The 25418-nt window shown below is 32.1% G+C and carries 31 protein-coding genes; 28 read left to right on the top strand and 3 right to left on the bottom strand.

Annotated features, from left to right (window positions below):
• A partial coding sequence (locus HMPREF9943_RS08535; protein ID WP_004803997.1) for a Cna B-type domain-containing protein occupies positions 1 to 261 on the top strand: 261 nt, incomplete at its 5' end.
• A gap of 141 nt (positions 262 to 402) precedes the next feature.
• On the top strand, positions 403 to 1455 hold the full coding sequence (locus HMPREF9943_RS08530; protein WP_004803995.1) for a PTS sugar transporter subunit IIC: 1053 nt from the start codon (positions 403 to 405) through the stop codon (positions 1453 to 1455).
• Here the strand turns inward: HMPREF9943_RS08530 and HMPREF9943_RS08525 are convergent.
• Positions 1450 to 1983, bottom strand: a complete 534-nt coding sequence (locus HMPREF9943_RS08525) for a hypothetical protein (protein ID WP_004803994.1) — start codon at positions 1981 to 1983, stop codon at positions 1450 to 1452. The two genes, HMPREF9943_RS08530 and HMPREF9943_RS08525, sit on opposite strands and share 6 nt — an antisense overlap.
• Before the next feature lie 113 nt (positions 1984 to 2096).
• Between HMPREF9943_RS08525 and HMPREF9943_RS08520 the strand changes: the two genes are divergently transcribed.
• From HMPREF9943_RS08520 to epsC, 3 genes are read left to right on the top strand one after another with little or no spacing between them, the layout of a single operon-like run.
• Entirely contained in the window at positions 2097 to 2399 is a 303-nt protein-coding gene (locus HMPREF9943_RS08520; protein ID WP_004803991.1) for a PTS sugar transporter subunit IIB, read from the top strand.
• Between the two features lie 57 nt (positions 2400 to 2456).
• Positions 2457 to 3473, top strand: coding sequence for an MmcQ/YjbR family DNA-binding protein (locus HMPREF9943_RS08515; RefSeq protein ID WP_004803990.1), 1017 nt, complete (start codon positions 2457 to 2459; stop codon positions 3471 to 3473).
• A gap of 43 nt (positions 3474 to 3516) precedes the next feature.
• Entirely contained in the window at positions 3517 to 4449 is a 933-nt protein-coding gene (gene epsC, locus HMPREF9943_RS08510) for a serine O-acetyltransferase EpsC (RefSeq protein WP_004803987.1), read from the top strand.
• Between the two features lie 33 nt (positions 4450 to 4482).
• Here the strand turns inward: epsC and HMPREF9943_RS08505 are convergent, their stop codons facing one another.
• Positions 4483 to 5892 (bottom strand): aminopeptidase, encoded by a 1410-nt coding sequence (locus tag HMPREF9943_RS08505; RefSeq protein ID WP_004803985.1) that lies wholly within the window; start codon positions 5890 to 5892, stop codon positions 4483 to 4485.
• A 209-nt stretch (positions 5893 to 6101) separates the two neighbouring features.
• Here HMPREF9943_RS08505 and HMPREF9943_RS08500 point away from each other — a divergent pair, with 209 nt between their 5' ends.
• From HMPREF9943_RS08500 to HMPREF9943_RS08440, 14 genes are all read left to right on the top strand, one after another.
• The gene (locus HMPREF9943_RS08500) at positions 6102 to 6398 is read left to right on the top strand and encodes a hypothetical protein (protein WP_004803984.1); all 297 of its coding nucleotides are present in this window, start codon (positions 6102 to 6104) and stop codon (positions 6396 to 6398) included.
• Positions 6399 to 6459: 61 nt separating this feature from the next.
• Positions 6460 to 7656 carry a class I SAM-dependent rRNA methyltransferase gene (locus HMPREF9943_RS08495; protein WP_004803982.1) on the top strand — a complete coding sequence of 399 codons (1197 nt, stop codon included), beginning with the start codon at positions 6460 to 6462 and terminating at the stop codon, positions 7654 to 7656.
• Complete coding sequence (locus HMPREF9943_RS08490) at positions 7653 to 8063, top strand: PTS sugar transporter subunit IIB (protein WP_004803981.1); 411 nt, start codon at positions 7653 to 7655, stop codon at positions 8061 to 8063. Before HMPREF9943_RS08495 ends, HMPREF9943_RS08490 begins: the two co-directional genes overlap by 4 nt.
• Positions 8064 to 8142: 79 nt before the next feature.
• The gene (locus HMPREF9943_RS08485; RefSeq protein WP_004803978.1) at positions 8143 to 9909 is read left to right on the top strand and encodes an ABC transporter ATP-binding protein; all 1767 of its coding nucleotides are present in this window, start codon (positions 8143 to 8145) and stop codon (positions 9907 to 9909) included.
• A complete protein-coding gene (locus tag HMPREF9943_RS08480) occupies positions 9902 to 11698 on the top strand; it encodes an ABC transporter ATP-binding protein (protein WP_004803977.1) in 1797 nt (598 codons plus the stop codon). Before HMPREF9943_RS08485 ends, HMPREF9943_RS08480 begins: the two co-directional genes overlap by 8 nt.
• 42 nt (positions 11699 to 11740) lie before the next feature.
• On the top strand, positions 11741 to 12592 hold the full coding sequence (locus HMPREF9943_RS08475) for a patatin-like phospholipase family protein (RefSeq protein ID WP_004803974.1): 852 nt from the start codon (positions 11741 to 11743) through the stop codon (positions 12590 to 12592).
• Entirely contained in the window at positions 12589 to 13050 is a 462-nt protein-coding gene (locus HMPREF9943_RS08470; RefSeq protein WP_004803971.1) for a hypothetical protein, read from the top strand. The genes HMPREF9943_RS08475 and HMPREF9943_RS08470 overlap by 4 nt, the downstream gene beginning before the upstream one ends.
• A gap of 10 nt (positions 13051 to 13060) precedes the next feature.
• A complete protein-coding gene (locus tag HMPREF9943_RS08465) occupies positions 13061 to 13867 on the top strand; it encodes a macro domain-containing protein (RefSeq protein WP_004803968.1) in 807 nt (268 codons plus the stop codon).
• The gene (locus HMPREF9943_RS08460; protein ID WP_004803965.1) at positions 13860 to 14132 is read left to right on the top strand and encodes a hypothetical protein; all 273 of its coding nucleotides are present in this window, start codon (positions 13860 to 13862) and stop codon (positions 14130 to 14132) included. Before HMPREF9943_RS08465 ends, HMPREF9943_RS08460 begins: the two co-directional genes overlap by 8 nt.
• Before the next feature lie 38 nt (positions 14133 to 14170).
• Positions 14171 to 15016, top strand: coding sequence for an undecaprenyl-diphosphate phosphatase (locus HMPREF9943_RS08455; RefSeq protein WP_004803963.1), 846 nt, complete (start codon positions 14171 to 14173; stop codon positions 15014 to 15016).
• A gap of 60 nt (positions 15017 to 15076) precedes the next feature.
• Positions 15077 to 15409, top strand: a complete 333-nt coding sequence (locus tag HMPREF9943_RS08450) for a hypothetical protein (RefSeq protein WP_004803962.1) — start codon at positions 15077 to 15079, stop codon at positions 15407 to 15409.
• Between the two features lies 1 nt (position 15410).
• Complete coding sequence (locus HMPREF9943_RS08445) at positions 15411 to 16448, top strand: alpha-amylase (RefSeq protein WP_004803959.1); 1038 nt, start codon at positions 15411 to 15413, stop codon at positions 16446 to 16448.
• A 135-nt stretch (positions 16449 to 16583) separates the two neighbouring features.
• Complete coding sequence (locus HMPREF9943_RS10310) at positions 16584 to 16841, top strand: hypothetical protein (protein WP_004803957.1); 258 nt, start codon at positions 16584 to 16586, stop codon at positions 16839 to 16841.
• A complete protein-coding gene (locus tag HMPREF9943_RS08440) occupies positions 16838 to 17116 on the top strand; it encodes a Dabb family protein (RefSeq protein WP_004803955.1) in 279 nt (92 codons plus the stop codon). The genes HMPREF9943_RS10310 and HMPREF9943_RS08440 overlap by 4 nt, the downstream gene beginning before the upstream one ends.
• Positions 17117 to 17186: 70 nt before the next feature.
• Here the strand turns inward: HMPREF9943_RS08440 and HMPREF9943_RS08435 are convergent, their stop codons facing one another.
• Positions 17187 to 17978, bottom strand: a complete 792-nt coding sequence (locus tag HMPREF9943_RS08435) for a Cof-type HAD-IIB family hydrolase (RefSeq protein WP_004803953.1) — start codon at positions 17976 to 17978, stop codon at positions 17187 to 17189.
• A gap of 143 nt (positions 17979 to 18121) precedes the next feature.
• Here HMPREF9943_RS08435 and HMPREF9943_RS08430 point away from each other — a divergent pair, with 143 nt between their 5' ends.
• The 9 genes from HMPREF9943_RS08430 (at position 18122) to HMPREF9943_RS08390 (ending at position 25407) form a co-directional block, all read left to right on the top strand.
• Positions 18122 to 19084: a sugar ABC transporter substrate-binding protein gene (locus HMPREF9943_RS08430; protein ID WP_004803951.1), complete on the top strand. Its 963-nt coding sequence runs from the start codon at positions 18122 to 18124 to the stop codon at positions 19082 to 19084.
• The gene (locus tag HMPREF9943_RS08425; protein WP_004803949.1) at positions 19084 to 20400 is read left to right on the top strand and encodes a sensor histidine kinase; all 1317 of its coding nucleotides are present in this window, start codon (positions 19084 to 19086) and stop codon (positions 20398 to 20400) included. Before HMPREF9943_RS08430 ends, HMPREF9943_RS08425 begins: the two co-directional genes overlap by 1 nt.
• Entirely contained in the window at positions 20393 to 21067 is a 675-nt protein-coding gene (locus HMPREF9943_RS08420) for a response regulator transcription factor (RefSeq protein WP_004803948.1), read from the top strand. Before HMPREF9943_RS08425 ends, HMPREF9943_RS08420 begins: the two co-directional genes overlap by 8 nt.
• A complete protein-coding gene (locus tag HMPREF9943_RS08415; RefSeq protein WP_004803947.1) occupies positions 21060 to 22352 on the top strand; it encodes an ABC transporter substrate-binding protein in 1293 nt (430 codons plus the stop codon). The genes HMPREF9943_RS08420 and HMPREF9943_RS08415 overlap by 8 nt, the downstream gene beginning before the upstream one ends.
• A 129-nt stretch (positions 22353 to 22481) precedes the next feature.
• A complete protein-coding gene (locus tag HMPREF9943_RS08410; protein WP_004803945.1) occupies positions 22482 to 22910 on the top strand; it encodes a PTS sugar transporter subunit IIA in 429 nt (142 codons plus the stop codon).
• Positions 22911 to 22927: 17 nt separating this feature from the next.
• Entirely contained in the window at positions 22928 to 23422 is a 495-nt protein-coding gene (locus HMPREF9943_RS08405) for a PTS sugar transporter subunit IIB (protein WP_004803944.1), read from the top strand.
• Positions 23423 to 23436: 14 nt separating this feature from the next.
• The gene (locus HMPREF9943_RS08400; protein WP_004803942.1) at positions 23437 to 24270 is read left to right on the top strand and encodes a PTS mannose/fructose/sorbose/N-acetylgalactosamine transporter subunit IIC; all 834 of its coding nucleotides are present in this window, start codon (positions 23437 to 23439) and stop codon (positions 24268 to 24270) included.
• Position 24271: 1 nt separating this feature from the next.
• Positions 24272 to 25108 (top strand): PTS system mannose/fructose/sorbose family transporter subunit IID, encoded by an 837-nt coding sequence (locus HMPREF9943_RS08395; protein WP_004803940.1) that lies wholly within the window; start codon positions 24272 to 24274, stop codon positions 25106 to 25108.
• Between the two features lie 17 nt (positions 25109 to 25125).
• Positions 25126 to 25407 carry a hypothetical protein gene (locus HMPREF9943_RS08390; RefSeq protein WP_004803938.1) on the top strand — a complete coding sequence of 94 codons (282 nt, stop codon included), beginning with the start codon at positions 25126 to 25128 and terminating at the stop codon, positions 25405 to 25407.
• Positions 25408 to 25418 lie beyond the last annotated feature (11 nt).

The raw sequence follows: 25418 nt of genomic DNA, 5'->3' as shown, positions 1-25418 counted from the left end.
GAGAACGGTAAGGAGATCAGGTATACGGTTACTGAGGATAAGGTCAAGGGCTATGAGAGTGAGATTGACAGCAGCAATGCAAAGGATATTAAGATCAAGAACACGCATAAGCCGGAGAAGCCTAAGACTCCAGATAAGCCTAATGAGAAGCCAAAGAAGCCGGACACGGGAGATCATTCAGACATCATGATGCAGATGATCATGATGATGGGATCACTTCTTGGAATAGCACTTATCACAAGAAAGAGAATTAAAGCTTAATCTTAAACATGATAATGAAAAATACCGAACATTTTTGATATGTTCGGTATTTTCTTTTAAAAGAGTTTTTGCTTATTGTATTTTAAATTCTTATATGTTATATTCATGACATATGTCAAGACATATAAGAAGGAGAATTTTATGAGAAATTTTTTTAAGAAAAAGAATATTGAAATATCATTGAAACGTTATGGAATAGACGCTTTAGGAGCAATGGCACAAGGTTTGTTTGCTTCCTTGCTGATAGGTACTATTATAAGCACTTTAGGAACACAATTGAATATTCCTGTTTTAAAAACTATAGGAAGTTATGCTATGAATGCTACCGGAGCAGCAATGGCTATTTCTATAGGATATGCTTTAAAAGCACCTGCCTTGGTTTTATTTTCATTAACTGCGATAGGAATGGCTGCAAATACATTAGGAAATGCTGGAGGACCTTTGGCAGTTTTATTTGTAAGTATTTTAGCGACTGAATGCGGTAAGCTTGTATCTAAAGAAACAAAAATTGATATTATAGTAACTCCGGCTGTTACTATTTCTGTAGGCGTTCTATTAAGCTTATCTTGTGCCACTTTTATTGGAAAGGCAGCAGCTTCAGTAGGAACAGCAATTATGTGGGCTACTGAGCTTCAGCCATTTTTAATGGGTATTATAGTGTCTGTTATTGTCGGTATAGCACTGACATTGCCAATCAGTTCAGCCGCTATCTGTGCAGCCTTATCTTTAACCGGACTGGCTGGTGGAGCAGCTTTAGCCGGCTGTTGCGCTCAAATGATTGGTTTTGCGGTTATGAGTTTTAAAGAGAATAAATGGGGAGGATTGTTTGCTCAAGGGATTGGAACCTCTATGCTTCAAATGGGAAATATTGTTAAAAAGCCGATTATTTGGCTTCCTCCTATTATCGCTTCAGCAATTACAGGTCCCCTTGCAACATGTTTATTTAAGCTTAAAATGAATGGTGCTGCTGTTTCCAGTGGAATGGGGACTTGTGGTATGGTAGGACCTATTGGTGTTTATACCGGCTGGATACATGATATTGCTAAGGGAGCAAAAGAAGCGATTACTATATTTGACTGGATCGGACTATTACTCATTAGTATTGTTCTTCCGGCAGTCATTACATATATAATTGCTAGAATATTTAAAAAATACCATCTGATAAAAGATGGTGATTTAAAACTGGATTTATAATGGTTGTTTAAGGGTTAGAAAGTCATAGTTTAAAGATACCTGAGTAATAGAATAATAGGCTTTATTTAAAGCAGTTAAATCAAAGACTAGAGAGTTATCCTGTTGTTTATATCCATGAATAAGTGTTAAGAAATCATGATTATCAATTAAACAGGAATAGTGTAAAGCCCAGGAAAGATTATGATCAGTCTTTTTGATTATCAGTTGTTTAGAATGATTATTTAAAGCCATAATCATAAAATAAGCAGCTATTGTCTTTTTTAACAAATCAGCATTTTTAGAAAGAATATATTTCTTTGATTGTTTATTAAATAGAATCTTAAGATCATTTTCCAAATAATCAATAGTCTGATAGGTATAATCAAGATGTTCCAACTCATTCAAATAATCGATAATAATATTTATAACTTTTATACCGTTAGCACCTAATCTTTTTTTAAAGCCATCCAGGTTATCATTACATTCACCGGTATTAAGTTCATGATATAAGTCAAACATCATTTTAACTTGTGGATTATAAAAATTCATACAAATCTCCTTTTTATCTACAATAATATAAAATTTTAAAAAATAAGCAAGAAAAAGAAGTATTCAAACAATAAACATGTTAGAATAATAGTAATAACAGGAGGATATGGGATATGAGAATATTGTTGTGCTGTAAAGCAGGTGTGACTTCTAATATGTTTGCGGCCGCCTTAAAAGATGAAGCATCAAAGAAAGGACTGGAAGTCTTAGTGTGGGCAGCGGCAGAAACAGCTGTTGAATATTCTATTAATCAGGCAGATATTGTGCTGGTAACACCACAGTTAAAAAGCTCACTTTCTAAGTTTGAAGATCTGGCTGATGGAGAGACACCGGTCTTACTGATTAGTGATGATGATTTCACACAGTTTAATGCAGAAAAAGTATTAAAGGAAGCACTGGATGCAAAGAAAAAATGAGATTGTTGAGAATTTTTGGGCTATGCCTGAAAATTCTCTGCTTTTAAGGAGTTAAATATGCGAGTTGAAGAAGAACTGTTTTTAAGATTAGTTCCTATTACAGATCGATTAATCAAATATGGATTTTCTTTAGATAAGGGTATTTATTCTTATGAAAAGAATATTATGAATAATGAATTTAAAGCAGAAATATTGATCAAAAAGGGTAAGGTTTATGGAAAGGTTATTGATTTATTTTCTGAGGATGAATATATTCTGATTCATCAGAATCATCCGGGAGTCTATGCTTTAAAAGTTAGAGAAGCATATATAAAATTATTAGATGACATTGCCTTTCATTGTTTTAAGAAGACACATTTTATTTTTAACCAATCTAGAGAAATAGAAGAGTATATTAAGGATAAATATCATAGAGAACCTGATTTCTTATGGGATGATGATAAAAACGCTGTCTTTCGTCATGAAGATCATAAGTGGTTTGGTATTATTATGTCAGTTGATTATTCTAAATTTATTCAAAAAACAGGATTGTGTGAGGTATTAAATATTAAGATTAATCCATTAGATAAAGATGAATTGCTTAAAGCAGGTCTTTACGAAGCTTATCATATGAATAAGAAATCATGGATTTCTATTATTCTTGATGGAAGTATTTCTAATCAACTGATTTATCAGCTGATTGATCAGTCTTATCGCTTAACGGATTCTCATAGAGAGGAAATTAAAGAATGGATTATACCGGCTAACTCGTCATTCTTTGATGTAGAAGAGTATTTGGATGCCCATAAAAGAGCAGTGTGGAAACAGTCTAAAGGTATTCAAAAGGGAGATATTCTCTATATTTATTTAAGTGCTCCTTATTCATGTATTATGTATCAATGTTTAGTTATAGAAGATCATGTAGAAAATGCTTTGGAATCCCATCATATGGGAATATATATTGATATAATTAAGAAATATAAAAAAGGAGATTATTCATTCTCATTTATAAAGAACTATGGTGTTAAGGCGGTCAGGGGACCAAGAAGTATGCCTAAGATATTAAGTGAAATTATTAATAAACAAAAGATTTGAAGCTTTCTTTCTTTTTTTATATACTGGCTAAGAGGGGATTTACATGGATAATAAAATTAATGACATAGTTAATCTGATTTTAGATGACTATCATAAAAGTGATTCAATTATTAATACAGCTGATTTTTTTGATCAGCCTGATACAGATATTATTATTAATATGATTGATAAACTCATTCAGATTATTTTTCCCGGATTTTTTAATGATCGTAAATATAAATTTTATAATTTATCTTCACAGCTGACAGTTATTTTGGAAGATGTTATGTATACAATGACAAAACAGATTGCCATAGCAATTAGACAACTTCCTGAATATCAGGAATGTGAGCAAAGATGTATTGATGAAAAAGCAGAAAAATTAAGTATTGAATTTTTTAAACAGCTTCCTAATATCAGAAAATATACAGAAACAGATGTTGAAGCAGCTTTTGATGGTGATCCCGCAGCTTTTAATAAAAATGAAATTATTTTAGCTTATCCGGGATTATATGCGATTACAGTTAATCGTTTAGCTCATGTCCTTTATACACTTACTATACCAATATTACCTCGTATTATGACAGAACATGCTCATTCTTTGACAGGTATTGATATTCATCCCGGAGCAGTATTGGGAAAGTATTTCTTTATTGATCATGGAACCGGCATCGTGATTGGCGAAACAACAATTATTGGAGACAATGTAAAAGTATATCAGGGAGTTACTTTAGGTGCTCTTTCTACAAGAGGAGGGCAGAAGTTAAAGAATGTCAAACGTCATCCTACAATCTGTGATAATGTGACTATTTATTCGGGCGCTTCTATTCTAGGTGGTGAAACAGTAATAGGAGAAGGCTCAACAATAGGTTCAAATGCTTTTATTACACAATCCATAGATTCACAATCAAAGGTGTCTATTAAGACGCAAGAATTGAATATTCGTTCAGGAAAGAAGGATCTGGATGATGATCAAAATTGGTTCTATATTATTTAATATAGTAAAAAAACAGGTACAAACACCTGTTTTTTAATACATATCTTTTAAGAATGCTTTATAGCCTTTAACAGCTTCATAAATATCAGCTTTACTTGATACTTCACAAGGTGAATGCATACATAGCACTGCCAGACCTGCATCAATGACTTCCATGCCATAATTTGCAGTAATATAGGCAATAGTGCCTCCTCCACCAATATCAACTTTTCCTAATTCAGCTGTCTGGAAAGCAATCTTATGAGAGTCCATTACATTTCTTACTTTAGCCATATACTCAGCATTCGCATCATTGCTTCCTGATTTACCTCTGGCTCCTGTAAATTTATTGAAAACAAGCCCTTTGCCTAAGAAAGCAGCATTTTTAATTTCAAAGGCATTCGCATATAAGGGATCATAGCCGGCACTGACATCACTTGATAACATAGTTGAGTGGGCAAGGCAGCGACGAACGGAGATATCTTTTGTATAGCCCATAAGATTTAAAATTTCAGCTGTTGTATTCTCAAAGAAACGTGAATGCATACCGCTGGCACCGACACTTCCTATTTCTTCTTTATCTACTAATAGAGTACATCCGGTTCTTTTAAGATTATTGCTTTCCAGCATCGCAAATAAAGAAGTGAAAGCACAGATACGATCATCCTGACCATATCCTAGAATCATGCTTTTATCGAACCCTAGATCTCTTGCTTTTGAAGCAGGAACGAGTTCTAATTCAGCAGATAAGAAATCGTCTTCTTCAATATCATATTTTTCTTTCAATAGCTTTAAAATATTAGCTTTAATAGGATCCTTTTCTTCATCCTTTAATAAAATAGAACCGACCAACAAATCAAGATTCTCGCCTTCAATAACTTCAGAAGCTTTCTTTTGTAGCTGTGAAGCAGATAGATGAATAAGCAGATCAGTAATAGTGAATACAGGATCATTATCTTCTTCACCAATGCTTATATTGATAACTGTTCCATCTTTTTTAACAAATACACCATGCATTGAAAGAGGGATTGTAACCCATTGATATTTTTTAATTCCTCCATAATAGTGAGTATCTAGATAAGCAAACCCTTCTTTTTCATAAAGGGGATTCTGTTTCACATCAATACGGGGAGAATCAATATGAGCACCTAATATATTCATTCCCTTTTCAATATCATCTTCACCTAAATGATATAAAGCAACTGTCTTTCCGTTATAACAGGCATAGATCTTATCACCTGCAGACAGCCGCTTATTTTCTTTGATGGCTTCATCTAAATTAATATAGCCATTTTCCTCAGCCATCTTAATAATAAGAGAAGCACATTCTCTTTCTGTCTTTCCTAGATCAAGACATTCTTTATAACGCTCTGATATTTTATTCATTTCTTTAATATCAGCATCATTATAGTTTTCCCATAAAGTTTTTCTTTCCATTTTAACAATTCCTTTCATATCAATCATTTTAAACATTTACCTTATTGATTTCAACTGATAAGATAATAGTATTATTAAGTATCGTTGCTTTATGAGTTACTAGACCGGACTATAGTGATAATTAAGTAAAAACAAAAGAAAGTGAATGTTGAAAGATTTAATCATAATGCTTCTTTTAGACAGGATTTGATGGTTTTGTATTTACAAAGTATGATCAGACAGGAGGAACATATTCTGTGATGATTTATACTTTACATGTGTCTGTTCATAATTTTGCAGTTCTTTTAGATTATTCAGATTTAAGTGAAGCTAATCAGTCAAGTGTTTATATAAGTCAGTTATCACAGAGAAAGAGACCTAAAAAATTATCTAAAGAAGAAAAAGATATTTTAAGTCTGTCTTATTTAGATAAGATAACCGAACTACAGACAGAGCTTCATGAATCGAAACTGAATCCTCCTATTATTTATGTTCCTGAAGAATTTACTGATAGCAGTGAACCTGAAATTTATGATGAAAGGAATTATCAGTAATTGATAATTCTTTTTCTTTAGAAAGAAATAGTGTATAATCGTGAAGAAATGAGGTAACAGGATGAGTCTAGTAACATTAAAGAAGAATGAAGGTCATAGCGTGAAGAATGGAGGATTATGGATTTATAATAATGAGATAGAGAATATTTCAGGAAGATTTATAAATGGCAGTATAGTAGATGTAGAAGATTATGATCATCGATATATTGGTAAAGGATATATTAACCAGAATTCAAAGATTAGAATACGCCTTTTAACGAGAAATAAGGATCAGAAAATAGATGATGATTTCTTAAAAATGAGAATTCGGAAAGCATGGGAATATCGTAAGAAAACCGTAGATATATCAAGCTGTCGTATTATTTTTGGTGAAGCAGACTTTTTGCCTGGATTTGTTGCTGATAAGTTTGAAGATGTATTATCTATTCAGTCGCTTACATTAGGAATGGAAGCACTAAAGCTTAAATTAACAGCTTTATTAAAAGATGTTTTATTAGAAGATGGAATAAAAATCAGAGGTGTTTATGAACGTAGTGATGCCAAGGAACGTACTAAAGAAGGATTAGAAAGAATAAAAGGATTTATTGGTGAAAGCTTTGATACCAAGGTAAAGATTAAAGAGAATGGTATTTCTTATATTGTTGATGTGGAAAATGGACAGAAAACAGGGTTCTTTTTAGATCAGAAATATAATAGACTTTCTATTCATTCAATAGTAAAAGATAGCGATGTACTTGATTGTTTTACTTATATAGGTACTTTTGCTTTAAATGCCGGAGCGGCAGGAGCGAAGAGTGTATTAGGAATAGATGCCAGTGATCTTGCGGTTTCTCTAGCAAATAAGAATGCTAAGCTTAATCATTTAGAAGATAAGGTAAAATTTGAAGTTCACGATGTTTTTGATTATCTTCCTGAACTAATTAATGCAAAGAAAAGCTTTGATGTGGTTATTTTGGATCCTCCGGCATTTACTAAATCAAAGAATTCCATTAAAAATGCTATGAAAGGATATCGTGAGATAAATCGAGAAGGATTAAAGTTGGTAAGAGATGGAGGATATCTGGTAACATGTACATGTTCTCATTTCATGGATAATGAAAGTTTTAAGAAAGCTATTTACCAGGCTTCAAAGAGTATTAATAAACGTTTAAGACAGGTGGAATTTAGGCAGCAGTCACCGGATCATCCTATATTATGGTCAGCAGATGAATCATCTTATTTGAAATTTTATATTTTTCAGGTAGTGAATGAAAAATGATACGAATGCTTATTTGTTGCGGGGGAGGTTTTTCTTCCAGTTATCTCTCTGTTAGAATGCAGAAAGAAATAAAGAATAAGCATTTGGAAGACTATTATCAGATAGATTTTCAGAGTTTTTCTTTAATTGAAGAAAAGATGGATAACTATGATGTTATTTTGTGCTGTCCACATCTCAGAATATCTTTAGAAATATTCTTAAAAAATCATAATTCTACGGTTCCATTTTACCTTATTCCTCCTCGGATGTATGGCAGAATGGAACTGGATGAGATAGTAACAGATGCTTTAGATATTATAGATTTATTTAAAAATAGATCTGCTAATCCGGTTTATTTTCCGAGTGAAAATAATATTTTAACAGTAAAAAGATATAAAGCTTATCATCATGTTCATAAGGGCTTTTAAAGCCTTTTTCTTTTTATGTACATTTTAAGACAAATCAGAATGTCTATGATAATATTATGAAATAAATGAGGAGAAGATTATGGGGTTTAAAAATAAAGTATCACTAATTATGAATTTTATTAAAGGTAGTAAAAGATATTTTATAGCGGCAGTAATATTTGTATCACTTGCTTCTTTATTTGATTTGATTAATCCTAAGATTATTGGTTTTATCGTTGATTCTATTATTGGAAATAAGCCTTCTTCTATGTCATTTATATCAGTAAGTTACTTTAAGTCTCATTTTTATATGCTTGCCTTGATAATTATCTTTATTGCCTTAATAGGTGCATTATTCAGATATCTATTTAATCTGACAAATTCTATTGGTGCAGAAAGATTTACTGAGAATACGAGGAATAAATTATTCTTTCATATCCAGCATTTACCTTTTAGCTGGTATAGTAAAAATAGCACAGGAGATATTATTCAAAGATGTACAAGTGATGTAGAAACAATAAAACGATTTCTTTCTGAACAGCTGACAGGTATGTTTAGAATTATTGTTATGCTTATCTTGTCTCTTTATTTTATGACTCAGATTTCTTTTTTGCTGACGGCGGCGGCAGGAGTCTTTGTTCCTGTGATTGTGTTGTATTCATTATTTTTCCATAATAAGATTAGGAAAACTTTTGAAATTGCTGATCAGCAGGAAGGAAAGCTATCCTCTATTACTCAGGAGAATCTGACAGGGGTTCGTGTTGTTCGCGCTTTTGGCAGAGAAAAATATGAGAAAGAACGATTTGAAAAGCAGAATGATATCTATACCAATGCATATATGAAACTATCAGTTATCTTGTCAGCTTTCTGGGCAATGGGTGATGGTATTTCAGGTTTACAGGTCATGACTGTTGTTATATTAGGTGCTGTTTTTGTGATTAAGGGCTCTTTAACTGCCGGCAGTTACATTGCTTTTATTTCTTATAATGCGATGCTGGTATGGCCGGTAAGAAGACTGGGACGTGTTATTTCAGAAATGAGCCGGGCAGGTGTTTCTATTGAGCGTATTCTTTCTATTATGAATTCACCTCTAGAAAGCGCTCAGCTTCATCCTATTAAGCCTTCATTATTTGAGGATATCTCATTTCATCATGTTTATTTTAAATATGCTCCTGATCTTCCTTATGTCTTAAAGGATATTAATTTTACAATTAAAAAAGGATCTACTGTGGGAATACTAGGAGGGACAGGGAGCGGTAAATCTACATTAATGTATTTATTGGATGCTCTTTATTTGCCTTCTCAAGGTTCTATCACAATAGGTGGATATGATCTATCCGCAATTGATCGAAGTTATTTGAGAGAGAATATCGGAATGGTTTTACAGGAACCTTATTTATTTTCACGTACAATTGAAGAAAATATACGTATTGCTAAGAGGGAAGCAAGTACTGAAGATGTAAGAAGAGTTTCTCGTATTGCCTATTTAGATGAAGCTGTTCATCACTTTTATCAAGGTTATCATACATTTGTAGGTGAAAGAGGAGTTACATTATCAGGCGGCCAGAAACAAAGAGCTGCTATTGCTCAAATGATTATTAGAGAATCTCCTATTATGATCTTTGATGATTCTTTATCTGCAATTGATAGTGAAACAGATAAAAAGATTAGGGAAGCATTAGAAACAAAGATGGATAATGCAACGGTTATTCTTATTAGTCATCGAATCTCTACTTTAAAGAATGCTGATCAGATTATTGTTTTAAATCATGGTGTTATTAAACAGATGGGAAATCATAAGCAATTATCTAAAGAAAATGGAATTTATCAGCAAATCTGTAATATACAGGAGGGACATTATGAATAAACATCCATATTTTGGTATACCGGCTATTCTTGTTTACCTCAGAAAATATTATAAGGCAATGATAGAAATGATTATATTGGGGATATTATCGTCTGTTTTAGATAGTGTTTATCCTTTATTTAATCGTTACGCTTTAGACCATTTTATCGGCTTAAAGACATTGGATACAATTACTTATTTTACTATTCTGTATATCTTTTTATTAGTGATACAGGTTATTATTAATTATGTTTCGAGTTATCTTTGTGCAAAATTGGAATTGGATGTAGGCAGAGATTTAAAGAATATATCTTTTAGTCATTTACAGAAATTATCTTTTTCATATTTTAATACCAATAATATAGGCTATATTCATGCAAGAGTAATGAGTGATACAGATCGTATAGGAACGGTAGTTTCATGGCGATTAATGGATTTTGTTTGGAATTTTGCTTATATCTTATCTGTCTTTATTGTAATGATGATTATTAATATCAGATTAGCTTTTTACTTATTTATGCTCATTCCTGCTTCTGTTTTATTAATTATGTTTCTTCAGAAGCATTTGATTGCTTTAAATAGAAAGATAAGGGAGATCAATTCAAGAATATCGGGCAATTTTAATGAGGGTATTATGGGAGCAAAGACAATTAAGACATTAGTGGCTGAAAAAACTATTCAGGATGATTTTGAAGAAGATACTTTAGAAATGCGTAAGACAAGTATTCATGCAACTCATTATTCAGCTCTTTTTACGGCGACAATCACGATTATGTCGTCTATTGCTTTAGCTGTTGTCTTATGGCAGGGAGGACTTCTTACTAAAGAGAATCTTATGAAAATAGGGACTTTATCAGTTTTTATGTCCTATGCTTTAGGTATGATAGAACCTATTCAATATATTATTGAAGTTTTCTCATCATTGATTCAAACTCAGGCGAATATTGAACGATTTACATCATTAATAGACACAAAGAGTGATGTTATAGATAGTGAAGAAGTAATTAAGAAATATGGTGATATTTTTAATCCTCATCAAGAAAACTGGGAAGATATTAAAGGAGATATAGAATTCAAAGATGTTTCATTTCGTTATCCGGATAGGCAAGAGATGATTCTTGAACACTTTAATCTTAAAGTGCCTTATGGGACTCATGTTGCGATTGTAGGAGAAACAGGAGCAGGCAAGTCAACATTGGTTAATCTTGTCTGTCGCTTCTATGAGCCAATCAAAGGACAAATTCTTATTGATGGCAGAGATGTTAGAGAGCGTTCACAGGGATGGCTTCATTCTCATATTGGCTATGTTTTACAGACACCTCATTTATTTTCCGGAACAATTAGAGATAATTTAAAATATGGCTTGCCGGATGCGTCTGATCAGCAAATTTATCAAGCATTAGAATTAGTCAGTGCATCCCGGTGTGTAGAGAAAATGGGTAATGGTTTAGATGCAGAAGTAGGAGAAGGAGGAGAACTCTTATCTACGGGAGAGAAGCAACTTCTTTCTTTTGCGAGAGCTATTCTTGCGAATCCTACTATATTGGTGCTGGATGAAGCTACAGCTTCTGTAGATACAGTTACTGAACAGGCTATTCAAAATGCGATTAGTAAAGTTATTAAAGGTCGTACATCTTTTGTGATTGCTCATCGTTTATCAACAGTAGTCAATGCAGATATTATTTTGGCAGTTAAGGATGGGAAGATTATTGAATCCGGAAAGCATCAGGAATTGTTAAAAAATAAAGGCTATTATTATAGGCTTTATACATCACAATATCAGGAAAAACTTACACAAGAAGTCCTATAGGACTTCTTGTGATATGATACCAAATAAATGGAGGAAATGATTATGATGGGATTAGTCTTGGAAGGCGGTGCAATGAGAGGAATGTTCACTGCCGGGGTATTAGATGTTATGATGGAAAGTCAAACGGAAGTAGATGGTGTTATAGGAGTAAGTGCCGGAGCAACATTTGGTTGTAATTTTGTTTCCAGACAGATTGGGCGTACAATTCGTTATAATAAGAGATTTGCGAAAGATCCGCGTTATTGCAGCTATCGCTCATTAATCAGAACAGGAAATCTTTATAATGCTCAATTTTGTTATTATCAAGTACCCATGGAATTAGATCCTTTTGATCACTATACATTTAAAAAGAATCCAACATCTTTCTATTGTGTAGCTACACAGGTGGATGGAAAGCCTCTTTATCATTTATGTAAGGAAGGCATTGGAAAAGATCTTCTTTATATTCAGGGATCTGCCAGTATGCCTGTTTTTGCAAGACCTGTTAAAGTAGATGATAAGGAATTATTAGATGGAGGAATCAGTGATTCTATTCCTTTAGAATATTTTGAATCTATTGGCTACAACAAAAATATTGTCGTATTAACACAGCCTCGGGACTATCATAAAGAGCCTTATGAACATATGAATATTATGAAAATGTTTCTAAAAAAGCAACCTGAATTAATTAGTCTATTAGAAAATAGGCATATCCGTTATAATAGACAAGTAGAATATGTTCAAAGTCAAAAAGAAGCTGGCAAGGCTTTTATTATCCAGCCGGAAGAATCATTGAATATAGGCCCTATTGAACATGATCCTAAAGAATTAGAAAGAGTTTATCAAACAGGGCGTAATGTGATGCAGAAACATATGGATGAACTTAAAGAATTTATGAAAAGAGATTTATTATGATATTTTATGATGCAGAAAATAATCATTGCAGACAAACAGCTTTTAAACTAAAAGAGTATTTTAATCAAGAAATTATAGATATTAGAGAATGTTTAAATAATCAAAAATTTCAGTTTTATGAAGAGAATCATTTAGGGTTTATTATTCCTGTTGAGAAAGTTACTTTTTCTAATGATATTGAACTGTTCTTTAAAAATCTTAATATTCAGACAAATAGTTATCCCTATACTTATCTTATTGTCTGTTATAATCATACAACAGGATCTATTGGTAAAGATGTAAATACCTATATGAAAGAAAAGAATCTTGCTTTATGGGCTATGTATGGATTAAAAGATGAACATATAACAGATATACTAACGAATATAAAAGCTAAAAAAATAGGAAACTATTTAAAAAACAGTCTTCCTTCGATCCTTTCTATAGCTTTAAAAGCTTATTTAAAACATCGTAAATAAAGGAGATCTTATGGAATTAAAAGAAGCTATTAAACAGTTTAAAAAAGAAACAACACAAGATAATATGTTAGTGGTATTAGATTGTTTAAAACATCATTTAGATACTTATTATTTAGTGCCTGTAGAACTACCGGATCATATGATTGATGATTCAGTTAATCAGGGTGATATTATTAAAACGAAGGATCAGACATCTTTAAAAATAAAGACATTCGTTTATCAGGATATGCAGGCTTATCCTTTGTTTTTAGATAAAGAAAGTGCTTATCAGCAAATGAAATCTTCTTTTTTAGAAGTTTCTTTGAGAAATATATTAGAGGCTTGTATGAAATATACAAATGGTGTAGTCATTGATCCTTATCAGGACTCACTTTATCTTCCTCTTTCTTTAATAGAAATGATTATTAAGCCTAAAGTACCTAACAGCCGTATATTCTTTAATGTAGGTGCTATAGAAGATTTAGAAGTACAGTCAAGGGTCTTTATTATTGATCAGAGTGATAGACTGAATGAAGGAGAAGCAATGATAAATAATCAGGATATTCAGATTCTTCTCTCTGATAAAGAAGAGTTTTTAATTGGTGACAGTTATATAAATGCTTTAGAAATTGCTAAGCATAACAATATTCATTCTCTTGCGATTCCTTTTCTTAATACTTTTAATTTACATCAGGCGATGGCTTTATGTCTCATTACTATTTCTAAATGGCTTAATGAAAATAAGGACTATAGTTTGGCAGTTATTATTAATTTAGATAATGAAAATCTTTATCATGAATTTCAGAAATTCTTAAAGAAAGGAATCTCACATGGATAATTTTTATAAAGATATAACTATGAATTTTAAATGTCCCGAGGTAGATAAAGATGATTTATATAATGCTTATATATCACTATTATCGCAGGTGAGTGCATTAACTCAGATTTTAGAAGAACAACATATTGATTATAGAGATAATATGTATCAGAGAATGTCTTTAACATTAAAAAACAGAAAGCCGGAACTTATATTGGCAGGTCAAATGAGCTTAAATGCCTATTTAGAAGATATTCAATTATCTAAAATAATTGAAAATGGATGAGGGAATTGCTATTATATGAAAGATGGGAGTATAATTATATGATTAAAATATTAATATCTATTTTATTTGGAATTGTTGAAGGCATTACCGAATGGCTGCCTATCAGCTCAACAGGACATATGATTTTATTAAATAAGTTTATTAGTCTAGAGACAGTAACTTCAGCTAAATTTTATAGTATGTATGAAGTTGTTATTCAATTAGGAGCTATCCTGGCAGTTGTGGTTATTTTCTGGGACAAGATATGGCCATTTCAAAAGTCTGATGAAACACAAAAAGGCATTAAAAAGTATGTTAAAATGCCGATTATTGATTTATGGCTCAAAATTATTTTAGCTTGTCTGCCGGCAGCGGTCATTGGCTTAGCTTTTGATGAATTATTTGAAAAATGGTTCTATAACTACTGGTGTGTAGCTATTGCTCTAATAGTATTTGGGATAGCTTTTATTATTGTTGAAAATAAAAATGAAGATCATAAACCAAGAGTCAAATCATTAAAACAGTTAAATGGGAAAACAGCTTTAGAAATAGGATTCTTCCAGCTTATTGCTGCAATATTTCCGGGAACATCTCGTTCCGGATCTACAATTGTTGGTTCTTTAATGTTAGGTGTTTCAAGAACCACGGCAGCTGAATTTACATTCTTTTTAGCTATTCCTGTAATGTTCGGTGCCAGCCTCTTAAAAATTGTTAAATTTGGATTTGCTTTTTCAATGAGCGAGATTGTTGTTTTATTGACAGGAATGCTCGTAGCGTTTTTGACAAGTCTTATGATTATCAGGTTCTTAATGGATTATATTAAAAAACATGATTTTAAAATCTTCGGCTACTATCGTATAGCTTTAGGTGTTATTGTATTATTATATGGTATTTTTTTAGGGTAAGATTTCTTATCCTTTTTTTTACAGAAGAAATTATGTTAGAATACATGAGGAGGATAACTCATGATTAATAAGATTATACTAATAAGTGAGCATCATTCAAGAAAAGAGGAGATTATCTTATCAGATGCTATATATTGCAATGATTATCTTATCACTTCTGATAAGATAAAAATAGAAGCTATTAAAACGATTATTTATCAGGCAATTACAGATACTTTATTAATACCGATGAAGCCATATCATGGATTATGGTCAATAGAAATAATCACTGATCATGAAGTTATTAGAGAATCAGGGAGCTTAGACGGTTTATCATATCTTGATTTAGATGTGACCGGCTATATTAATGAATTACTGGAAAGTGATTTATTATTATTTGGGGAGAATGAATAGAATGAAACATAAAGTGATGATACAGTATTTTGAGTGGTATTTAAATAATCAACCACATCTATGGAATATTCTGAAAAAAGAAGCAAAAAAATTATCAGATAAAGGGATAACAGCAGTATGGATGCCTCCCGCCTATAAAGGCATAAGAGGCAATCAGGAGGTTGGATATGGAGTTTATGATGTTTATGATTTAGGAGAGTTTCCTTCTAAAGGCTCTATTGAAACAAAATATGGAACAAAAAAAGAATATTTAGAATGTATTGAAGCATGTCATCAGGCGGGATTAAATGTTTATAGTGATATAGTTCTTAATCATAAGATGGGGGCTGACAGCAGTGAAAAAGTACAGGCTTATGAAGTGAATCCTGTTTTGCGAGAACAAATTATTTCAGATTTAGAAACAATTGAAGCTTATACCGTTTATACATTTCCGAAACGTCATGATAAGTATTCCACTTTTCATTGGAACTGGGAATGCTTTAATGGAACAGATTATGATGGATTAAATGATAGGCATAGTAATTTTTTATTTGAGAATAAAGAATGGAATCATGAAGTAGATGATGAGAATGAAAATTTTGATTATCTAATGGGTGCGGATTTAGATTTTAGTGTTGATAAAGTGATTGAAGAATGTAAAGAGTGGGGACTATGGTACTTAAATACTTGTCATAATGATGGTTTTAGATTAGATGCGGTTAAACATATCTCTGCTTATTTCTTTAAAGACTGGCTTTCTTATTTAAGAAAACAGACAGGAAAAGAGTTATTTGCAGTAGGTGAATACTGGCATGGTGATATTAATCATCTGCTTCATTATTTAGATGAAGTGGATGAATCATTATCCCTCTTTGATGTCCCTCTTCATTATAATCTTTATAATGCTTCATCAACAAATGGATCATTTGATATGCGTACTATTTTTGATCATACTTTAGTCAGCTGCAAAAGCAACCATGCAGTTACTTTTGTAGATAATCATGATACTCAGCCTTCTCAGGGATTGGAATCATTTGTTAAAAGCTGGTTTAAGCCATAGGCTTATGCATTAATATTATTAAGAGATGAAGGATACCCATGTATATTCTATGGAGACTATTATGGCATACCTTATAGTCAGATTGAATCAATAAGTCCAATTATTGATGAGATGCTTGCATTAAGAAGAGACCATATGGCAGGAGAAAGACATGATTATTTTGATCATCCTGATCTTATTGGTTGGAGCTATGAGGGTGAAAATAATGATGGCTTTGTAGTTATTATGACCAATGCCGCAGGCGGAACTAAGATCATGTATGCAGGCAAGCAATATAGCGGACAATTATTTACTGATGGCAATCATGATATTCTTATTAATGAAGATGGATCAGGAGAATTTATCTGTGATGATGGCAAGCTTAATATATATAAAGTAAAGGAGACTGTATGATCAGACATATTGTAGCATGGAATTTAATTGATAAAGATGCGGGATTAAAGATTAAAAAAGATTTAGAAGGACTTAAGGATAAGATTGATTATCTTAAAGAGATAACGGTTTATCTCAATTCTTGTTATACAAGTGATAGGGATGTTGTATTAAGCACTTTATTTGATGATGAAGAAGACTTAAAAAGATATGCTTCAGATCCTTATCATTTAGAAGCTGTTTCTTATATTAAAACAGTTACTAAAGATCGTTTGGCTTTAGATTATCAGGAATAAAAAAGTAATCTCAGATGAAGTGAACTCTCCGGTTGAATAACCGGAGAGGGGTACTACAAAGGATTACCTTTTAAATAATATTGAGTTTTTTTAAAGCATAATAAATACCATCTTCATTATTGCTTTGAGTATGATTTTTAATAATCTTTTTTAGCTCATCGGGAGCATTATCCATTAAAAAAGGATATCCTGCGCATTTAAGCATTTCTTCATCATTAAACTGATCTCCAAAAGCAATAGACTTTTTAATATCTATCTGTTTTATTTCACATAGTTTTTTGATAGCATAGGCTTTATTAACACCTTTAGCATTGATTTCAAGAAGAATATCAGAAGATTGTGAAATAGTTACATTATCAAACAGATCTTGAAGCTTGCTTTGAATAGAAAGAATACTCTTAGGATTACACATTAAAAGAATCTTATTTACATCATTTTGAATATTTTCAAGAGATCCTTGAGTACTCAATGCTTCAACAATTCTTTCTTCATGTTTGACTCTAGGATCATTTTTATCTTTAACAATCCATTGATCCAATGAATAAATATTCCATGTACAATCCATTTTATTATTTTCAAGATAAGTAATAATTTGAGAGGCATAATCCTTTGAAAAGCCTTGATTATAAATAATAGTTCTATTATGATCAAGAATCAGCCCTCCGCTATAACAAATAATATCACAATAAATATTATTCTTTTCAATAATCGGATAAATGCCGGAAGGACTTCTGGCAGATACAATCACAAAAGGAATATTCTTGATTTTAAGAGTGTGAAGAGCTTGCATAGTAAGTGGGGTAATCTGATGATGATCATTTAATAAAGTGCCATCAATATCACTAAAAACAATTGTTTCCATAGTCAATCTCCTTTTCATTTATTGTATTTGATTTATTGAATATATCAATAAATCAAATAAGAAATATGACAATTATTTATGATTAATGACAATTGTCATATTAATTATGTGATATTATGAAGAGGGATTAGGAGGGGAATTAAATGAATATAAAAAAATATACAATAATATTCTGGAGTATCTTAAGTTTTATTATTGTAAGCATTATATTTGGTTGTTATAGATATCTTCCGGTATTTTCTAAACAATACAAGATCGGTGCTACTTATATGACTATGAATAATTCATTTTATACAGCTCTTAATGAGCAGGTGGTAAAGAAAGTCAGTGAGAATAGCGATATTCTTTATACCAGGGACCCTGCTTTAGATTCTGCCAGACAGGCTAAGCAGATCAGAAAATTAGTTGATGAAGGGATTGATGGATTGATTATTAATCCGGTAGATGGAAATGATAAACAGATAAATGCGGCTGTTGATTATGCTAAAAAGAAACATATTAAGATTGTTATAGTAGATTCACAGCTGTATAAGAATGACAGTCCTGATACAACCATTTTATCTAATAATTATGATGCGGGTGTGTTATGTGCTAAAGATATGATGAAAGAGGTGAAATCTGCACACATTCTTCTTTTAGAACATCGATCAGCCTATTCAGCAGTGGATAGAATCAGGGGATTTGAAGATACTATTAAAGGAAATAAAAACTATCATATAGCGGCTAGAGCAGATTGTTTAGGGCAGACAGAGTTGGCAATGCCTAAAGTTCAGGAAGTGATTAAAAAAGGGATTTCTTTTAATGTTATTATGGCATTAAATGACCCTAGTGCATTAGGAGCCCTAGCTTCTTTAGAGAATAATAATCTTCATCACAAGGTCTATGTCTATGGAGTAGATGGATCACCTGATGTTAAAAGATTACTAAAGGAAACAAGCTATGTTCAGGCAACAGCTGCTCAGTCACCGCTAACAATGGGACAAAAAGCTATTGAAAGTATTTATAAGTTACTAGCTTCCAAGAAAGTCAGTCGTCAGATTATTGTTCCGGTATCACTTATTACAAGAAAAATGATTAATGATTATGATATTTCAGGGTGGCAGTAATGAATATCACTTATAGCAGAAAAAGACTGGAATTTGTCAGAAAATGCTTGATGGTTTTAAACTTTGCAGCCGTTATATACAATACATCACTATTTTTATTCTGTACAAAATATATTCTTGCTTCTCAAAGAGCTCATTCTCTTCTGGAAAATTTAAGTGCTGTTCCTTCCTCACCAATTAGAATGTATCTAGGTTCAATGAGTCTATTTGCTTTATTAATGATTATTATGATTGGGAAAGGGGTTATTGCGAATCGAGAAAGCAGACTATATAGTTATCTGACATTTGCTGAACTGGTACTTGCGATTTGGATGCTTTTTATCATGTATGACTGTTATAGCGGTATTATATTATTTGTATTTATGGATATCTTCTATACTGCCAGTGATAATAAATACTGGCTTGCTTATGTTGCAATCGGATTTGGAATGCAGTTGATTGCTAATTATCAACTGGTCTCTATTGTCTTAAAAATGCCGTCATTAGATGTTTATATTGCTTTTCTTCCTCAAAATATCAGATTATTTCTTTTATTTATCAGATATTTTATTGATTCTCTGAATATTGTCTTATTCATTGCTTTTCTGGTTATTTACTTATTAAATTCATTAGAAGAAAAGCAGCATATTGAAGAAGAGTTAGCTATGGCTTCACAAGTTAATGCGGAATTAAAAAATTATGTTGCTTTAACAGAAAAGATTGCTGAAGATAGAGAAAGAAAAAGAATTGCAAGAGAAATACATGATACTCTCGGTCATGCCCTTACCGGGATAGCCGCCGGTGTAGATGCTGTTTTGGTATTATTTGATATTGATCATGAACGTGCTAAGCATCAGCTTCAGCTAGTTAGTCAAGTAGTCAGAGAAGGAATTGGTGATGTGAGAAGATCATTAAATAAATTAAGACCGGGAGCATTAGAAGAAAGAACCTTAAAAGATGCTTTAAATAAGATGATTGAGGAATATAAAAATCTTTCTAAGTTGGATATTGAATTATATTATGAATGGGATCGTGTTGATTTAGAAATCACTAAAGAAGATATTATATTTAGAGTTATTCAGGAATCTATTACTAATTCTTTAAGACATGGTCATGCTAAAAAAATTGAAATACAGATGTTTAATACAGATGATCTATATTATATTACTATTCAGGATGATGGTATTGGCTGTGCTGAGATACAAGATGGTTTTGGTCTTACACAAATGAAAGAGAGATTAGCAATTATAGGAGGTAAAGTATCTTTTTATAATATGAATGGTTTTAGAACCATGGTAGAAATTCCTAAAATGAAAGGAGAAGATAAAGATGATTAAAATACTGATTGCTGATGATCAGGCATTAATAAGACAGTCATTAGAAATTGTTTTGGCTGCTTATGAGAATATTGAAGTTATAGGCAGTGCCGGCAATGGTTTTGAAGTTTTAGAACAGCTGGAAAAAGAAAAGCCGGATGTTATATTGATGGATATTCGTATGCCTAAAATGGATGGTGTTGTCTGTACTAAAACAATTAAAGAAAAATATTCTCAGATTAAAATTATTATACTAACAACTTTTGATGATGATGAATTTGTATTCAGTGCTTTAAAATATGGAGCATCCGGTTATCTTCTTAAAGGAGCTTCAATGAATGAACTTTATCAGGCTATTTTAAATGTCTATAATGGTGGGGCAATGGTAAATCCTGATATTGCTACTAAGGTATTTAAGCTATTCTCTCAAATGGCACAAAGTGATTTTACTATTCAGGTAGATGAAGAGAGTATTAAGGATCTTTCGGAAAATGAATGGAAAATTATTCAGCAGATTAGTTTTGGTCATTCTAATAAAGAAATAGCAGCTCATCTTTATTTATCTGAGGGAACAGTAAGAAATTATTTATCAGGTATTCTTTCTAAACTTAATTTAAGAGATCGTACACAACTTGCCATCTGGGCAGTACAAACAGGTGTAACTGCAAGGAGCTTTAAAAATGATTAAGCATATGAAAAATAAATTGATGATAGCTTGTCTATGTACAGTTTTTTTTATTGCAGGTCTGATGTATTTTGATCCCGGCAGAAAGAAAACAATCAGAGTAGGTTTTTATGTAGGTTCTTCCTGGAATGTTCCGGAAGGAAATAGCTATCATATTATTCAAGAAATTATTAAGAAATATGAGCAGAAATATCCTCATGTTAAAGTTAGTTATGAAGGGGGCATTACTAAGTCTGATTATTCTAGATGGCTTTCAGAAAAAATTATTTCAGGATATTCCCCGGATGTCTTTATTATTCCGGAGGGAGACTTTAATCTTCTATCTAGTACAAAAGCATTAGAAAACTTAGACAATTATTTAAAAACAGACTATGGTATTAATAGAAGAAATTATTTTGATACATCCTGGGAATCAGGAACGTATGATTCAATCCAATATGCTTTACCTTTTGAAAGTAATCCGGTTATGATGTGTGTCAATAAGGATTTATTAAAGAAGGAGAATATTCAAATTTCATCTTCATGGAATATGGATGATTTTTATAAGATCTGTCAGAAAATGACAAAGGATACTAATAATGATGGTATTATTGATCAGTATGGTCTATGCGGCTATAGCTGGCAGCAGGCTGTTTCTGCCTATGGAGCGGAGTTATTTGATTCCGGAGGAACACAGGCGTTTTTTAACAGTCAGAAAGTGAAATATGCACTTACAATGTATTCTAAGATTAAATCACTTTCTAAGCAGTATAATGTTACATCAGATGATTTTGACAAAGGTCATGTTGCTTTTATGCCTATGAGCTTAGCTGAATATCGAACATATAAGCCTTATCCATATCGTGTTTCTAAATACTCTAAGTTTTCATGGGACTGTATTCCTATGCCTTCAAATAATCATAACAAAGGATTACTTAAAACATCATTGGTTGCAATATCAAGTAATTCATCTTATAAAAAAGAAGCATGGGAATTTTTAAAGCTTATGTCTTCTGATAATGATATTCAGCAGAATTTGTTTGAAACATCACAAGGTGTATCAGTATTAAAAAGTGTAATGAATTCTCCTCAAACAAAATCTTTTCTTAAAAGATCAGCTTTTGAAGAGAAATCTTTAGATATTAAGACTATTAATACTATTATGAACAATACCAAAAATGAACCTAAATTTAAAAAATATGATGAACTCATGAGAAAAGCAGACTACTATATTACTAAATCTTTAGATGATAATAGTTTAGAACTGGAATTATCAGAGATTCAGCGTATTATTACAAATAATCTTTAATCAGATGATAAATGTCATCTGATTTTTTAATTTTTATAACATTTATCATCTGAATATTATGACTTTTAATACTTAGATTAAAAAGTTGGGTTTGTTAGTATTTAAATAACAGAAAGGGGGAGGATGCATATGAAATATTTAGTCCTGGTGAGTCATGGCGATTTTGCTGAAGGTCTTAAAACATCATTAAGTATGTTTGCATCAGATAAGATCGATCAGGTGATTGCTTTAGGCTTGAAAAATGGACAGTCAGCTGATGATTTTGCAGAAACATTTAAACAGGCAATAAGTGTCTTAAATCCTGAAGATACCTTAGTGCTTTTAGCTGATATTATTGGCGGTTCACCATTAACATCTGCCTTAAATGTATTATCTGATCTAAGCAGACTGGAAGGGACAAGAGTGATTGGCGGAATGAATCTGCCAATGGCATTAACAGCAGCTATTACAAAAGATGTTCTTGAAGGAGATGCTTTTGTATCTGGTGTTATTCAGGAATCTGTTAGTGGGATACAGGAATTTAATGTTGTAAATGAAACAAATGAAGATGATATTTAAAGGGGAGATGGTGGATAATGGCAATTTCATTTGTAAGAATTGATGATCGTATGATTCATGGACAGACGGTTACAAGATGGTCTAAAGAGTTTCCGTGTACCGGTTTGATTGCTGTCAATGATGCAGCAGCAAACAATCAGGTATTAAGTCAGGCATATAAGAGTGCTTCTGAAAAAAAGACTTTTGTCTGGACAAAACAGCATTTTAAAGATGTTCAGGAAAAAGTTATAAATAGTAAGGATCAGTATTTTTTAATTACTAAGAATCCGATAGATATGAAAGAGATTTTAGTAGATATGAAATTCATTCCTGATCAAGTCAAAACAGTTATTGTTGGTCCTTGTAATGATCGTCCGGGAGCAGTAAAGCTGGGGAATAATCAGTCGATTACACAAGAGGAAGCGGATGCTTTAGAGGCAATATCTCAGTCCGGATACGCTATTAAGTTTTCATTAATTCCCGATATCTCAATAGGGACATGGGATGATTTTAAAAGTAAGTTTGGTTATTAGAGGAGGAAAATATTATGACAATTAGCTGGTTACAGGCCGGTTTGCTTGGCTTATTTGCTTCATTAGCATCAATGCCGGGTATGGGCGGTACATCTATTGGTAACTATACACTAGGACGTCCTTTAGTAGGAGGTTTAGTATGTGGTCTTATATTAGGTGATTTAAAAGCAGGTATTTTATGTGGTGTAGCAATGCAGGTAGTATATATTGCTTTGGTAACTCCGGGAGGAACAGTATCAGCAGATGTACGTGCAATCTCTTATATTGGTATTCCTCTGGCAATGGTTGCTATTAAATCTCAAGGGTTGGATGCTAATACAGCAGCAGCGGCAGGATTAGCGACTTCTATGGGAACATTAGTAGGAACTGTAGGTACAGTCTTATTTTATGGAACAGCTACTTTAAATCTAGCCTGGCAGCATATTGGATGGAATTCTGTTGAAAAAGGAGATTTTAGAAAAGTTTATTTAGTAGATTATGTCCTTCCTTGGATATCACATTTTCTATTCTCATTTATTCCTACACTTATTATGTGTAAATTAGGAGCAGATGCTGTTACAGCATTAAAAACAGCATTACCTATGGATGGTATTGCCATGAAAACATTATTTACAGTGGGAGCATTACTTCCATGTGTCGGAATTGCTATCTTATTAAAACAGATCGTTGAAACGGCGACTGACTTTATTCCATTCTTTGTTGGTTTTACATTGGCGGCTTCATTAAAACTGAATCTTGTATCATCAGCGGTTATTTCATTAATCTTTGCATTGCTTTATTACAAATTAGAAATACTCAAAGTATTAAAACCATCTGTTGCAGTAACTGAGGAAGAGGAGGATATTTAAGATGACTGAAAAGAAACTTACAAAGAAAACATTATTAAAATCTTTCCATCATTGGTATTATGGAAACCTTACTTGCTTTACTCAGGAACATATGCAGACTTTTGGATATTTAGCATCAATGCTTCCTATTATTGAAGAGTTATATGATAATAAAGAAGATCAGAAAAGATCTGTGAATACATATACAGCATTCTTTAATACAGAACCTCAGATCGGTGCTATTGTGGTTGGAATTACAGCCGGATTAGAAGAAGCACGTGCTAATGGATCAGAGGATGTTGATGATGAGACAATCAACGGTTTAAGAGCAGGTCTAATGGGTCCATTAGCCGGTATTGGTGATTCTTTGATTGTTGGAACATTAATTCCGGTATTATTGGGAATTGCTTTAGGATTATCTACCGGCGGGTCTCCTATAGGAGCTATATTCTATATTATTGTATGGAATTTACTGGCTTACTTTGGAATGAGATTTGCTTATTTTAAAGGATATGAACTTGGCGGTAAAGCAGTTGAGTTCTTAGTTGGTCCTCAAGGTCAGGCAATCAGAAGAGCAGTTGGTGTTGTTGGCGGTATGGTTGTTGGTGCAGTTGCAGCAACATGGGTATCTGTTAAAACATCATTTGTCTTAAAAGATAGTGCCGGAAAAGTATTCTTAAATCTGCAAAATCAGTTAGATAGTGTTTATCCGGGCATGCTGACAGCAGGAGTTATTGTATTTTGCTGGTGGTTAATGGCAAAAAAGAAAATTTCACCAATTAAGGTTATGCTATTATTGGTTGTGATTGCATTGATTGGTGTACTTGCAGGATTCTTTAATCCAGGTCTTAAATATTAATAAAGGAGTTAAAACTTATGACTGAAAGAGAAATAAGAGGCTATCATGAAGAAATAGATTATCAGAAACGTATGCTAAGCAATCTGCAAAGGTTTATGACTCTCTCTGTATTATTTTCGACAACAGGCATTGTTCTTATTTATTTCTTCCACTCGTTATCTTTGCTTATTACAATACTTGGAATAATATTACTGGTCATAGGTGTGATTTCTTCATTAGTTTTTGGCTATGGTATCTATAAAGGACAAAAAAATATTGATAATCTTATCAATATTTTTAAAGAAAAATTAAATGATTAAAAAAGAAAGGG

The organism is Eggerthia catenaformis OT 569 = DSM 20559, from assembly GCF_000340375.1.
Lineage (GTDB): Bacteria > Bacillota_I > Bacilli_A > Erysipelotrichales > Coprobacillaceae > Eggerthia > Eggerthia catenaformis.
The sequence above is the reverse complement of the archived record's forward strand: the minus strand, read 5'-3'. Positions and strand labels throughout refer to the sequence as shown.

Excerpts from the sequence above, each read along its gene's own strand:
- epsC (WP_004803987.1), top strand. The coding sequence starts at position 3,517 with ATGGATAATAAAATTAATGACATAGTTAATCTGATTTTAGATGACTAT.
- HMPREF9943_RS08460 (WP_004803965.1), top strand. The coding sequence starts at position 13,860 with ATGGATAATTTTTATAAAGATATAACTATGAATTTTAAATGTCCCGAG.
- HMPREF9943_RS08420 (WP_004803948.1), top strand. The coding sequence starts at position 20,393 with ATGATTAAAATACTGATTGCTGATGATCAGGCATTAATAAGACAGTCA.
- HMPREF9943_RS08495 (WP_004803982.1), top strand. The coding sequence starts at position 6,460 with ATGAGTCTAGTAACATTAAAGAAGAATGAAGGTCATAGCGTGAAGAAT.
- HMPREF9943_RS08520 (WP_004803991.1), top strand. The coding sequence starts at position 2,097 with ATGAGAATATTGTTGTGCTGTAAAGCAGGTGTGACTTCTAATATGTTT.
- HMPREF9943_RS08455 (WP_004803963.1), top strand. The coding sequence starts at position 14,171 with ATGATTAAAATATTAATATCTATTTTATTTGGAATTGTTGAAGGCATT.
- HMPREF9943_RS08430 (WP_004803951.1), top strand. The coding sequence starts at position 18,122 with ATGAATATAAAAAAATATACAATAATATTCTGGAGTATCTTAAGTTTT.
- HMPREF9943_RS08425 (WP_004803949.1), top strand. The coding sequence starts at position 19,084 with ATGAATATCACTTATAGCAGAAAAAGACTGGAATTTGTCAGAAAATGC.
- HMPREF9943_RS08470 (WP_004803971.1), top strand. The coding sequence starts at position 12,589 with ATGATATTTTATGATGCAGAAAATAATCATTGCAGACAAACAGCTTTT.
- HMPREF9943_RS08490 (WP_004803981.1), top strand. The coding sequence starts at position 7,653 with ATGATACGAATGCTTATTTGTTGCGGGGGAGGTTTTTCTTCCAGTTAT.
- HMPREF9943_RS10310 (WP_004803957.1), top strand. The coding sequence starts at position 16,584 with ATGGCAGGAGAAAGACATGATTATTTTGATCATCCTGATCTTATTGGT.
- HMPREF9943_RS08415 (WP_004803947.1), top strand. The coding sequence starts at position 21,060 with ATGATTAAGCATATGAAAAATAAATTGATGATAGCTTGTCTATGTACA.
- HMPREF9943_RS08405 (WP_004803944.1), top strand. The coding sequence starts at position 22,928 with ATGGCAATTTCATTTGTAAGAATTGATGATCGTATGATTCATGGACAG.
- HMPREF9943_RS08505 (WP_004803985.1), bottom strand. The coding sequence starts at position 5,892 with ATGATTGATATGAAAGGAATTGTTAAAATGGAAAGAAAAACTTTATGG.
- HMPREF9943_RS08400 (WP_004803942.1), top strand. The coding sequence starts at position 23,437 with ATGACAATTAGCTGGTTACAGGCCGGTTTGCTTGGCTTATTTGCTTCA.
- HMPREF9943_RS08530 (WP_004803995.1), top strand. The coding sequence starts at position 403 with ATGAGAAATTTTTTTAAGAAAAAGAATATTGAAATATCATTGAAACGT.
- HMPREF9943_RS08465 (WP_004803968.1), top strand. The coding sequence starts at position 13,061 with ATGGAATTAAAAGAAGCTATTAAACAGTTTAAAAAAGAAACAACACAA.
- HMPREF9943_RS08435 (WP_004803953.1), bottom strand. The coding sequence starts at position 17,978 with ATGGAAACAATTGTTTTTAGTGATATTGATGGCACTTTATTAAATGAT.
- HMPREF9943_RS08390 (WP_004803938.1), top strand. The coding sequence starts at position 25,126 with ATGACTGAAAGAGAAATAAGAGGCTATCATGAAGAAATAGATTATCAG.
- HMPREF9943_RS08445 (WP_004803959.1), top strand. The coding sequence starts at position 15,411 with ATGAAACATAAAGTGATGATACAGTATTTTGAGTGGTATTTAAATAAT.
- HMPREF9943_RS08525 (WP_004803994.1), bottom strand. The coding sequence starts at position 1,983 with ATGAATTTTTATAATCCACAAGTTAAAATGATGTTTGACTTATATCAT.
- HMPREF9943_RS08515 (WP_004803990.1), top strand. The coding sequence starts at position 2,457 with ATGCGAGTTGAAGAAGAACTGTTTTTAAGATTAGTTCCTATTACAGAT.
- HMPREF9943_RS08475 (WP_004803974.1), top strand. The coding sequence starts at position 11,741 with ATGATGGGATTAGTCTTGGAAGGCGGTGCAATGAGAGGAATGTTCACT.
- HMPREF9943_RS08480 (WP_004803977.1), top strand. The coding sequence starts at position 9,902 with ATGAATAAACATCCATATTTTGGTATACCGGCTATTCTTGTTTACCTC.
- HMPREF9943_RS08485 (WP_004803978.1), top strand. The coding sequence starts at position 8,143 with ATGGGGTTTAAAAATAAAGTATCACTAATTATGAATTTTATTAAAGGT.
- HMPREF9943_RS08410 (WP_004803945.1), top strand. The coding sequence starts at position 22,482 with ATGAAATATTTAGTCCTGGTGAGTCATGGCGATTTTGCTGAAGGTCTT.
- HMPREF9943_RS08440 (WP_004803955.1), top strand. The coding sequence starts at position 16,838 with ATGATCAGACATATTGTAGCATGGAATTTAATTGATAAAGATGCGGGA.
- HMPREF9943_RS08450 (WP_004803962.1), top strand. The coding sequence starts at position 15,077 with ATGATTAATAAGATTATACTAATAAGTGAGCATCATTCAAGAAAAGAG.
- HMPREF9943_RS08395 (WP_004803940.1), top strand. The coding sequence starts at position 24,272 with ATGACTGAAAAGAAACTTACAAAGAAAACATTATTAAAATCTTTCCAT.